Origin of the sequence: Pantoea sp. Tr-811, assembly GCF_011752535.1 — a bacterium.
Taxonomy (GTDB): Bacteria; Pseudomonadota; Gammaproteobacteria; order Pseudomonadales; family Pseudomonadaceae; genus Aquipseudomonas.
Genome location: NZ_VWXJ01000019.1, coordinates 24,247 through 36,429 on the forward strand (window position 1 = coordinate 24,247; position 12,183 = coordinate 36,429).

The 12,183-nt window shown below is 64.5% G+C and carries 6 protein-coding genes; all 6 read right to left on the reverse strand.

Annotation, left to right across the window (positions count from 1 at the left end; genetic code table 11):
• Positions 1–41 precede the first annotated feature (41 nt).
• The 6 genes from F3J44_RS23705 to flgJ all read right to left on the reverse strand — a co-directional run bounded on the left by F3J44_RS23705 (position 42) and on the right by flgJ (position 12,178).
• A complete protein-coding gene (locus tag F3J44_RS23705; protein ID WP_167276580.1) occupies positions 42–743 on the reverse strand; it encodes a WbqC family protein in 702 nt (233 codons plus the stop codon).
• A gap of 116 nt (positions 744–859) precedes the next feature.
• Positions 860–3,598, reverse strand: coding sequence for a glycosyltransferase (locus F3J44_RS23710; protein WP_167276583.1), 2,739 nt, complete (start codon positions 3,596–3,598; stop codon positions 860–862).
• Positions 3,599–3,650: 52 nt separating this feature from the next.
• Positions 3,651–7,226, reverse strand: coding sequence for a glycosyltransferase (locus F3J44_RS30420; RefSeq protein ID WP_167276585.1), 3,576 nt, complete (start codon positions 7,224–7,226; stop codon positions 3,651–3,653).
• Between the two features lie 145 nt (positions 7,227–7,371).
• The gene (locus F3J44_RS23720; RefSeq protein ID WP_167276588.1) at positions 7,372–8,955 is read right to left on the reverse strand and encodes a flagellar hook-associated protein 3; all 1,584 of its coding nucleotides are present in this window, start codon (positions 8,953–8,955) and stop codon (positions 7,372–7,374) included.
• A 13-nt stretch (positions 8,956–8,968) separates the two neighbouring features.
• Positions 8,969–11,002, reverse strand: a complete 2,034-nt coding sequence (gene flgK, locus F3J44_RS23725; RefSeq protein WP_167276591.1) for a flagellar hook-associated protein FlgK — start codon at positions 11,000–11,002, stop codon at positions 8,969–8,971.
• A 12-nt stretch (positions 11,003–11,014) separates the two neighbouring features.
• Entirely contained in the window at positions 11,015–12,178 is a 1,164-nt protein-coding gene (flgJ, locus tag F3J44_RS23730; protein WP_167060018.1) for a flagellar assembly peptidoglycan hydrolase FlgJ, read from the reverse strand.
• Between the last annotated feature and the right edge of the window lie 5 nt (positions 12,179–12,183).

Here is a 12,183-nt window from a genome sequence, read left to right on the forward strand (position 1 = left end):
CTGGTTCCAATCACAAAAAGGCCATCAGCAAAGCCCGCCCTTCAGGCAGCCCGACGCTCCAGGAAGGTGACGGCGTCGGTTCCGGTGTTGAACAGCAGGTCAATCACGCTCACCGTATGCTGGAACTCACCGTGCACTTGCGGGTACTCGGGGTAACCGGCATAACTCATGTACGACACCTCAAGCCCGGCGGTGGCAAAGGCCGCTTCATCGAGGTAGCAACTGGCTGCGGGGCCCGACAGGTAATGGCTGCCCTGCACTGCTTGGCACAGGTGAATCAAGCGCTCGTTGCGCCCGTCTGCCTTGCCCAGTTCCTCGGAGCGGTACAACGGGGTGTGGATACCCAGCAAGGGGCACAGGCCGGCAATGAACAACTGGTTGATGGCCGACAGGTGATCGAGCCGGCCCGCCTGCTCATACAACGCGCGGATGCGGCCTTCCATCATGTCGAAGCAGGCCGCGCGACGGTAACTCATGGCAATCGTCTTCCAGTGCTGCTCGGCCCAGTGGGGGTCGCTGATCTCGACCTCGTTGATCAGTTGCTCGAAGCGCCCTTTGTTCTTCACCGGCACCGTCAACCAATGCTCACCCTGGGCGGTCTTGATCTTGTTGCGGTTGCGCCAGTCACGACGGGTGTATTGCACATCGTCGTAGAACACGAACGCATCGACACTGCGGATCAGGTCAAAGTACCCCTTCCAGGGAATGTAGTTGGACTGCAGCACAGCCACTTTCTTTTGCATCACTCATCCCATCCAGCACGCTTCTCACGCCCCGGGCCTGTCAATAAGTTGCCACCGGACATGAAAAAGCCGGGTCATTAACCCGGCTTTTGCAATTCCCGCGCCAGCTGCAACGGCTACGCCAACTGGCCCAACCATGCCAGCCGGTCAGCGCTGAATGCGCGGCCATCGAACGGCATCTGGTCGCTGAAGGCGGCCGGCCAGCGTGCGGCTACCGCCGCCCCGGTATTGGCATGTTCGGCGCCTGGGCGCGAATGAACCAACAGCTGCGAACGCGGTGTCCACACCACCATCAGGCCGGCATCGCGAACACCCAGACACAGGTCGATGTCGGCACCGGGCTGCGCCTGCAGCCCTGCACAGTGTTCAAAGACCGACTTGCGCACCATCAGGCAGTCTCCGGACACCGCCGCGCAGCTGCGCACCGAGGACAACCAGCGCTGCCTGGCCACTTGCTCGGCCGGCAACCCCTCCCAGGGCTGAAGCACCTGCGGCCCGGCGAGCAGTTGATAACCGGCATGGGCCAAGGTGCCGTCGGTGGCGAACAGGCGCGCACCGACAACCCCGACTTCCGGCCGCTGAGCTTCATTGAGCAGGCCTTCGATCCAGGCCGGGGTGATCACGTTGCAACGTGCCGACAACAGCACCAGGTATTCGCCACGCGCCTGGCTGGCCGCCAGGTTCAACAGGGCTTCACGCGAGGCCCCCGCCTCCCCCGCCAACAGGCGCACGCGCCCTGCCAGGGCCTTGGCGGCATCGCTTTCGATGTCGAATTGATCGCTGGCGCACGCCAGCAGCACTTCGTAGCGCGGGTAACGGGTACGCTGCAGCACCGACGTCAGGCAAGCCTGCAACTGCGCCACGTCGCCCTCGTAGGCCAGCAGGATGCTGACCAGCGGCGTGCCGTCATGGCGGAAATCCACCACCAGGCCGGAGGTGCCCTGGTCGCTGACCTGGCTGCGGTAGCCCAGCTGCGTCAGGTGCCGGCCGAGCACGGTCTGCGCCGCCAGGGGCAGCGCCGGCGAGGCCTGCCGGCCAATGACCAGCAGATCATCCATGTGTGCCAGGCTGGCGAGCCCGTGCGCTTCTACCAGGCGCAGCAGCAGGTCGAGCTCCAGCGCGTTACGGTGGGTTTCGCTGTAACCGCCCAGCTCCACAACCGCCTCACGACGCACCAGCCAGTGCCGCGACATCAAGCCTGGTTGGCTGCGCAGCAGGTCCAGGTCGGCGCCTGGGCGCACCACGTCGAGCAGGCGCCCGTCGGCATCGCGATGCACTTCGTTGGCAGCGATGGCCAGGCAACCAGGCGCCTCGCTGATTTCGGCGCACAGACGCAGCAGGCCGCCACTGAGCAGGACATCCCCGGCCTCCAGCAACAGCAGCCAGTCGCTTGGCAATTGGCGCAGCGCCTGGTTCAAGTGGGTCACCCAATTGCTTTCGCTGACCTGGATGAAATGCAGGGTATCGCGCGCGGTGGTGATGGCGGGCGGCTTGCCAGCCTTGAGCACCAGCAACTTGAAATTGCGCAGGCCGCTTGCCAGCAGGCTGTCGAAGGTCGCCTGCAGGCTTGCGTCATCGTTTTCCAGGTCAAGCACGACGAAGGCAATCTGCGTAGCCGGGTGCTTGGCAAGGTGCGCAAGCACACGCCGGCGGCCGACTTCATCCGGGGTAGCGGCGGCAATCGCCTCGATCAGTTGGCCCGATACGGTGCCTTGCAGACGCTGGGCAAGGTCACTGCCCGGCACTTGCTCAAGGCGCCCCAGCCAGTCGTTCATCTCCCGCACGCGGGCATCATCGCTGAGCGTCGACAACAGGCGCCGGCCGACGTCGGCGCTGAACAGCCCCAAGGCCAGCGCTTGCCAGTAACGATGCTGCAGGCTCTCGGTGGTATCGTTGGGGTGTTCCTGCAGCAGTTCGCGCTGGCGTACCCACACGCCTTCTAGCGCATGCACATGCTGGCGGCTGGTCGGCCAGGCGTGGCAAAGGAACTCCAGTGCCGTCAGTTGGGCAAACAGCTCGCCGTTGTAATACGGCAGGCGAACGTCCTGGCGCGGCTCGAACTCGCGCTCCGGGTCGTCGATGACGCTGCTCCAGCGCGAGCTGAAAATCAGCGGCGCCTCGGCGTCGCTGGTGTTGCGCACAAAGGCATTGAGCACGGCAAAACCGGCTTCGTCGTCACATACCGCCAACTGCTCGCCGTCCCACTGGCGCAGCGTGCGCACCAACTGGGTCAGGCGTTCGTCACGGGCTACCGGGCTGTCGCTCGCAACCCCATGCTCCAGCACCACGTCGACCTGGGGCAATTGCACGAACGCGCCCTGGGCCAGCAGCGCGAACGACAAGCCTATGCGCCATGCACTTGCATCCAGGCCCTCAGGCAAGGTGGCCAGGGCAGCCTTGAGGTTCGCTACCCGCACCACGGCACGCCAGGCTTGCTGGCCGGCTTCGGCATACTGGGCCAGCCTGGCGCGGGCATTGTCCTGTGCCAGCGGCGCAAAGGCCGAACCGACCCGGTGATAGGCCACCAGGCCATTACCTGGCGCGTACCCCAGGGCATAGCCTTGCGCTGCCACCGCCTGGGCCTGCTCACCCAGGCATGCCGCTGCGTTGTCCAGGGCGCTGGCCAATACGAAGTCGGCGTCGGCGGCGAGCATCACGAACGGGGTCGTCAGCTGATCCAGCAGATGCGCCAGGCGCTGGGAAAGGTCACCGGCCTCAGGCTGCACTGCCAGCCCCGTGCAAGGCACGCCGGCCTGGCGATGGTAATGCTGTGCCCGGGCAAGGTTATCCGCCTGATCCTGCCCCAGCAGAACCACGGTCACATCGTTGCGCGAGCCGATTGCTGTTTCGATCATAAAGCACCTGTTCAATTGTCATTACGACACAAGCTCGCGCCTGCGCCTCGTATCAGTCCGCCAGCCAGGCGTTGGCCCAATGCTGCAAATGGTGCGGCATCAGCATGTAGTCCTGCAGCACCGCCTCGCGCAGGGCATCGCCCTGGCGATAGCTGGCTTGCGGGTCGGCCAGGTGCATGCGGATCGCATCCAGCCAGTGTTCGGTGGTGTTGCCTTTCACCCGGGTGCACGGCAGGTAGCCTGCGTAGGCCTTGGAATCACTGCAGATCACCGGGAAGCCGCAGGCGCCGTACTCAAGCAGGCGCAGGTTGCTCTTGCAGTCGTTGAACAGGTTCTGCTCCAACGGTGCCAGCGCCAGGTCGAGGTTCAGGCTGGCCAGCTTGCGCGGGTAGTCGGCCATGGAGATCGCCGGGTGAAATTCCTTCACATAAGGCCGAAGCGGTTCCGGGCACATGCCGAAGAACACCCAGTCGACCTCGCTGGCGAGGGTCCTGACCACCTCCAGCAACAGCTCCAGGTCACCCCGGTGGCTGGTGCCGCCGGCCCAGCCCACGCGCGGGCGAATGCTGGTCTGGCGCTGGCTGGTCAAGCCCGCCCACAGCTCGGCGCAAAGCATGTTGGGCACCACGCGGATATCGTCGTGCAGGTTCGACAAGGCATCGGCCAGTGGCTCGGTGGAACACACCACGCGATCACACAGGGCGATCCCTTGGGCGACCAGCTCACCGATGTTGCCCGGCAGGTTGCGGGCGTGATCGTTCTTTTTCGGCGGCGCGATGATGTAGTCATCCAACTCGTAGATTCGCCGGGCATTGGAGAAGCGCTTGAAACGCGCCATCTCCCTGATATTGGCCGGCGTGTAGCGGCACTGCAGCACCAGGACATCGGGCTTTTCGCGCTCCAGTTCGATCAACCCCGGCGTGGTATGGTTGATACGGCCCTGGATCCAGCCAGCGCGCTCCAGCTCCGTGAAGGGCTGGATGACCCGATAGTGGCCAATGGCGGTGGTGTTGGTCGGCAACGCCAGCACACTGGGCATCGCCCGTGCGATGAACGGGTCCCAGCCGCTGCGCAAGCCTGGCTCAAGGTTGAAATTGGCAATCTTCAGGCTCAGGTTGTCGTTGTACGCAGGGTCATGGGCGACGCGGGCCAGCCAGCGATCGTGGAACACATCCCTGGCCTCTACAGCCGCCTCATGGCCAATGGCAAGCGGCCGGTGCGCCGACAACTTGGCCACCTTGGCAAAAGGCGTCCACACGACCAGGTAACCCATTTCCCGCGCGCGAAGGCACAGGTCGGCTTCCACCAGGCCTGACTGAAGGCCCGTGGCATCCAGGCCAGCCAAGGCCTCGAACAGCTCACGCCGAACCGCCAGGCAGTCGATGCTCACGGCACTCCAGTTCTGTACCAGGCGCTGGCGCCCCATGTAGCCATCGGCGCCCAGGGTGCTGCCGGTGAACGGCGTGCCGACGGTGCCATTGTTCAGCCCCAGCACCAGGCCAGCACTGATCACCTTGCCATCGGCGGCGCACAGCATCGGCCCGACCACGCCTACTTCGGGGCGCTGGGCCTGCGCCATCAGGGTATCGAGCCACTGGCTGTCGATGAATGCACAATCCGGGTCGAGCAACACCAGGTAATCGCCACGCGCCTGCAGGCTGGCCTGGTTGAAGGCAACCGCCCTGCCCTGCGCCTGGCTATCGATGACCCGCAGCGCGCCGCCGAGGCTGCGCATTGCCGACAGCCAGGCAACGACATCAGCGGGCTCGTTACCCTCGGCAATCAGCAACACTTCGAAATTGCCGTAGCCGGTGTGCTCGAACAGCGACTCCACGCAGCGCCTGAGGCTGTGCAGGTGCTCCCCGGCCGGAATCAGGATCGACACACTGGCCGGCGCCTCGTGCTGATAGGTGATGCGCGCGACCATGCTGGCACCGGCGCCTTCCACTGCAGCCGGCACACCCAATCGGCGAAGGTGGGCCTCGACCACCGGCACGGCCTGCTGCTGGCCGCCAGTTTCGGTGAGCCAACTGGCATACCCCCCCTGGCAGTGCACCAGCAATTCGGCCACATGCTCGACCACATGCAGGCCATGGGCCTCGACCATGCGCCAGAGCAGGTCGTGCGGCGCCAGGCTCCCGAACTGTGGGTCGAAACCGCCCAACGCCTGCAACTGCGCGCACTGGAACGCCAGCACTCGCCCCACATAGGGCACGCTGCGCATCAGGTCGAGGTTGAAGTCGGGCTTGAAGATCGGGTTCCCGGGGGCAAGGCCGTCGAAGGTGTCCTCATCGACATACAGGCATTGGCTTTCGCTGCGCAGCGCCATGCGTTCGGCCATGATTACCAGCGCGTGAGGGTGCAGGCGGTCGCCGGCGCGCAGCAGCAACACCCAATCGGCACGGGCCGGCGCGGCCAGCCATGGGTTGAGGTGTTCGAAGCCGCTGCCGTGAAGCGGCAGGTACTGCACCTGGGCAGCGTCCACCCTGGCAAAGCCTTCCGGAGCCAGGACCACAACCGAGGCCGCGGCGTAGGATTGCACCGCCAGGCTGTCGAGGGTAGCGCGCAGCGCCGGCTCATCGCCCGGCTCGCACCACACCACCGGTACGATGCGCGGCCGGGACGGCCACTGTTCGATGCGCTTGGGCAATAACCGCAGCTGCCCAGGGGAAAGGTCGCGGCACTCCAACCAGTCGCTGTAGAGTTCGGCAAAGCTCAGTGCATGGCTGCCGACCTGCTGAATGATGTTGGCCACCTGCCCGGCGTAGAAGCGCCGGATATCGAACTCTTCCCAGCCTTGGCTAAGATCGCCCGCGTAGGCGTCCAGCGGCAGGTAGCGTACCCAGCCATTGGCAGGTGCTGCCTCGCCGGTGCTGGCCGCCAGCATCTGTGCCAACCACTGTGTTTCGACCTTGTAGGCCTCGGTCATGCTGGAGTGATGGCTGAGGCGCCCGGCATGCAGCCGCTCGATGCTGAGGATCTGCTCCAGGCTCGCCAGGTGCCCGCGCCGCAACAGGCAGGCGTACAGGGCCAGGTCAAGGCGCGCCGCGAAGCCTTCGCCAGCCATCACCAACTGGGCCAGGTACGCCTCCACCTGGTCGCGGCGGAACAGGGCATGGCTGAGCCCGCCAAACAGGTTGGGCACATTGTCGGTGATGCTTGCCAGCAGGTCGGTACCCACCAGCACCGCACTTTGCGGGGCGATCACGCTATTGAGTGTGCGCGATGGCAGCAGGATGTCATCGGCCGAACAGATCAGCCGCTGGGCAATCACCATGCTGACCTGCGGCCAACGGCTGATGACCTCGGCCTGGCGGCTGATGCAACTGTCGAGCAACAGGTCGTCATCGCACAGGAACTTGATCAGTTCGCCATTGGCCTGCTCCAGGCAGGCCTGCAGGTTGCGGGCAAAGCCCAACCGGGACGGGTTGCGGACATGGCGCAGCGGCACGCTCGCCCGCGCTGCCATTTCCACGCAGATGGCTTCGATCTGGCCGTCGGCGCTGTCATCGCAAACGATGATTTCCAGGTTCGGGTAATTCTGGGCAAGGGCGCTGGCCAGGGTGCCACGGAAGAATTCGGCACTGAATGCCGGGATGGCGATGCTGACAAGTGGCTGCTCAGTCACGATGACGACCTTGATGGGAAACTGTGTTGCGCTGAAGAATTCGGCAGGCCCTCGCGCCCCAAACGACACGAGGGTACCGCTGCAGGGCCGTTCGGCCGTTGCCGGGGTACCCTCGTGTGATGCGCAGGCGAACGCCCAGGCTCAATCAGATGTAGTTGACCAGCGACAGGCCCGCGACCTTGGCATAAGCCTGCAGCGAGGCCTGGAGCATGTTGGTCTGCATCTGCAGGCGCACCATCACTTCGGCCGGGTCGCTTTCGCGGATCGAGCTTTGCGTCTTGGTGTTCTCGGTGCCGATGGCTTCGTTGGTTTCGGCCTGGACATCCAGCGCCTGGCCACGACCACCAATGGCACTGACCGACGACGACACCTGGTTGATGCCGCTGGCAATGTTGCCAATGGCCGAATCCAGCGACGCCAGGAAGTTCTGCCGGGCTGCCGGGTCGCTGTCCTGTGGGGTGCTCAGGGCGGTGCGCAGCTTGCCAATGGTGTCCAGAATGTTCTGGGTCTGGTGGGTGTCGACCTTGACCCCGAACGAGTCACCGGCTGCCGGCGCACCGGACAACTCGAAGCTGACACCTGCTGCAGTGGCGGTGGTGCCGTTCGGGCCACCCAGGGTGCCCGAAGCCACCGGCCGGCTGTCGGCACTGACCGGCGATGCGTACAACTCGAAGGTGTTGGTGCCGGTGAACTTGAGCACGGCTCCGCCGGCCGGGAAAGCGGCCTTGTAGGCAGCCTGGTCGGTGATGGTTGCGCTGGTGATCTGCTCGGTGGACGTGTTACCTGGGCTACGGGTGCCAGACACCTCGTCGGCCTTGGAACTCAAGGTGAAGGTATGCCCGGCAATGACCGCGTCCTCGTTGCCCTTGTCGCCGTCCTTGTAGGTGATGTCCAGGCGCAGGTCGACACCGCGGAAGCTCACGGTGGTGTTGCTGCCATTGGGGTCGAACTTGCCGCCCTGGCTGGCTTCGAGGGTGACGTCATTGTTGTTGGCGTCGGTGATCTTGAATTCGGTGCTGCTGATGAACTCGATGGTGTACGGCTCGCCGCTGCGGAAGCGGTCGTTGTAGGTCGAGCTGCCCGAAACCTGGCCATTGGACAGGCTGACGCGGCCATCGTCGGGGGACGGTGCGGTCTGGGTGGTCTGGCTACGGCTGGTGTTGAGTGCCTGCTCGAACGCATCGTAGCCGGTCTCGTTGGCCGCCAGGGTGAGCATATCGCCCACCTGCAGGTTCAGCTTGCCCTGGTCGCCCTGGTAGCTGTAGGTGCCGTCGGAATTACGCACGTAAGGTGGCGTATCGCCTTTGGAACCCGAGAACAGGTACTTGCCGTTCTCATCCTTGCTGTTCATCAGCGAAAACAGCTGGTCTTCCAGCGACGCCAGTTCGTCGGCGTTGGACTTGCGGTCGGAGTCGGTGAACGAGGCGTTGCCGGAGCTGATCGCCAGTTCATTGACCCGTTGCAGAATCTTGCCGATCGAGTCCAACGTGCTCTCGGCGGTGCCCAGGGCATTACGCACGCTGGTGATGTTGCTGTTGTACTGCTTGAGCATGTTCTGCTGCTGTTCCAGCTGCAGCAACCGCGCCGCCCCCACCGGGTCATCCTTGGCCGAGCGCACGCGGATGCCATCGCTGGCTTCCTGCTGGGTCTGCACCGTCTTGGCGAAGTTGCTCTGGTAGTTGGCCTGGTTGGTGTTATAGAACTGCGAAGTAGAGATGCGTACGCTCACGATCTACGGCTCCTTAAAGACTGTTGATCAGGGTGGCGAAGGTTTCCTGGGCCGCCTTGATGATCTGCGACGACGCGGTGTAGTACTGCTGGAACTTGATCAGGTTGCCGGTCTCTTCGTCGATCGACACGCCAGACACGCCATTGCGCGCCTCCACTGCAGACTTCTGCAGCGCCGTGGTGGCGTCGCTGTCCATCTGCGCCTGGCCGGCCTTGCCGCCGACGTTGGACACCAGCTTGGCGTAGGCATCGGTAAAGCTGATGCCCTTGCCGTCGGCGCCCACCTCGACGGTGGACTTGGTCTGCAGGTCGATCACCGACTGGCTGTTGCGGTTGTCCGCAGAGCCCGCCGCGGTCAGCGACACGGTGTAGCTGTCGCCATTTTTCGGCGCGCCCGACACGCTCATGTCGAAGGTGAAGCTGCTGCCCAGCGAGTTGCCGTTGGCATCGACCATCGGCACCGACAGCGACAGCTTGTTTTCCTGGCCCGGAATGATCGTGCCGCTGCCGATGTTGTTGCCCTGGGCGTCGTACATCGTGTACGCCTGGGGCGAGGCGGTGTCATCGCCGAACACCAACTTGACCGGGGTCGAATTCTTCAGGCCGGTTTGCAGTTGCGCACGCTGGGCGGCGTCGTAGATGTCCAGTTGCGAGGTCAGGGTCGGCTGGCTGATCACGCCGGTGCCCTTGTTGCCCGAGCCGCTGGCGGCGGTCAGCGGTGCAGCCAGCGCCAGGCGCTTGGGGTCGGTCAGCACGGTGTCGATAGCGCCCGCGGCATTGCGCGTCGGGGTGATCTTGAAGCTGTCACCGGCACTCAGGCCGCCACCATTGAGCGACAGGCTGAAGCCGTCGATCACCGGCGCCGGGTCGTCATCGAGGCTGTAGGTGCCCATGTCGGTGCCGTCGGGCAGCTTGCGCACGGTGTATTCTTTGGCGCTGTTGAAGGTCACCTGGTAGTCGCTGGTGGTCAGCTTGCCAGTGTCCTTGATGGTCACGTCCAGGTTGCCCGAGCCTGCGCTGTTGCCGCTCTTGGCAATGCTGCGCTGGCTGATGGCCGCCGCACTGTTGATATCGGCGAACAGCGTCGAGCCGAAGTCACCGTTCTTGTCGATGCCCTGGGCCAGCTGGCTGTTGATGGCATCGGCCACCACCAGGGCCACGCGACCGAGCTCGTTGAGCGCAGGGTCGAGGGTTTCCTTGCGGTAGCGGATCAGCCCACCGAGCTCACCGCCGGTGGTGCTGTTGGTGATGTCCATCTTGGTCGAGCCGCGGTTGAGGATCAGGCTCATGCGGGTCGGGTCGGTGGCGCTCGGTTCTACACCGATGGTCTGGGTGGTGTTGCCCAGCACCAGGGCCTGGCCGTTCTTCAGGTAGATGTCGTAGTTGCCGTTCTTCTGCTCCACCACGTCGGCGCCGATCAGCGACGACAGCTCGCGCACCGCGCCATCGCGCTGGTCGAGCAGGTCGTTGGGCTGGCCGTTGACGGCGGTCATCTTGGAGATCTGGCCGTTGAGGTCGGCAATCGACTTGGTCAGCGCGTTGACCTTGTCGGCGATCGACGCCATGTTGGCGTTGATCGTGCTGTTCTGCTGGTTCAGCTGCGACGACAGGGTGTTGAAGCGCTTGGCCAAGGACTGCGCGCTGGTCAGCAGCAGCTGGCGCGAGGCGTCCTCGGTGGGCTTGGCGGCGGCGTCCTGCATGGCGCTGAAAAAGCTTTGCAGGGCGGCGGTGATGCCGGTGTCACTGCTCGACAGGGCGGTGTCCAGCGGGTCGATCTGGCTCAGGTAGGAACTGGCGTCGCTGCTCAGCGAGGTGGTGGTACGCAGCTGGTTCTCAAGGAATGCGTTGTACACCCGACGCACGTCGGCCAGGGTGGTGCCGGTGCCGATGAACACCTGGCCAACCTGCTGCGCGCCCTTGGTGGTCTGCACGTTCTGCTGGCGCGAGTAGCTTTCGACGTCGGCGTTGGCGATGTTGTTACCGAGGGTGTACATCCCCGATTGCGCGGCGCCAAGCCCCGACATGCCAATATTGATCAGACTCGCCATGGTTCCATACCCTTAAAGTTTCGTTGCGGTCCCGAGTGCTGCGTAGCTCTCGTACGACTTCATCTGCTTTGCGATCTGCGAGATCTTGCTGGCATAGCTCGGGTCGGTGGCGTACCCGGCCTTTTGCAGTTCTCGCACGAATTGTTCTGGGTTATCGGCCGACTTCACGGCATCTTGATAGCGCGAATTGTTCTGCAACAGGTTCACCAGGTCGTGGAAACTGTCCTGGTAGGAGTCGTAGGAACGGAACGACGCCGTTTCCTTGACGAACTGGCCATCGCGGAATTCGCTGGTGATCGCACGCGCCGAATCGCCTTCCCAGTTGCCGCTGGCCTTGATGCCGAACAGGTTGTGGCTGCTGCTGCCGTCGCTGTTGCGCATCACCGATTTGCCCCAGCCGGTTTCCAGGGCGGCCTGGGCCACCAGGTAACGGGGGTCGATGCCGATGCGCTTGGCGGCCTGCTCGGCCATTGGCAGCATGGTGGCGACGAAGTCGTCGCTGTCGCTGAAGGCTTTCTTCGGCGCCAGCGGCGGCTGCGCCACGGCGCGGCCGGTGATGCGCAGGCCGTTGTCCGGGATGGCGATGGCCCGGGCCACCTGCTGCCCGTCACGGGCCGGCACGGCGGCGGTATTGGTGGTGGCATCGGCGCCAGTGGCCGACGGCACGATGCCCGCCAGCAGGCGGTCGGTGAGCCGGCTGGGCAGTGCCAGGCGCCGCGAATTGAGCGCCGCAACGTCGTTGCGGGTGGCACTGGCCTGGGCCCGCACCGGCTCGGCCACCTTGTTGCCCCACAGCGCCGGCGCATTGCCTTCGATGCGCGGGAACGGGCTGGTGTTGGCGGGCGTAGCCTTGTTCTTCGACAGCTGGCGCACCAGCACATCCTGCAAGCCAATACCGCCGCCTTCGCGGGACATGCTCACGGCCAGCTGCTGGTCGTACATGTCGCGGTACTGCTTGACCGTCTCGGTGTTCATCGGGTTGTCGTCGGCCAGCACGTCACTGGCCTTGCGCGAGGCCTTGAGCATTTCGCTGACGAACAGCGACTCGAACTCCTGGGCCACCTTGCGCACGTTGGCGTCGCTGTCGCGGTCGCCATGCTTGAGCGAGCTCAGGCGGTTGAGGTCGGTGTAGGCGCCGCTGTCGGCGTGGCTGGACACCAGGCTTTTCGAATTCATCGGCC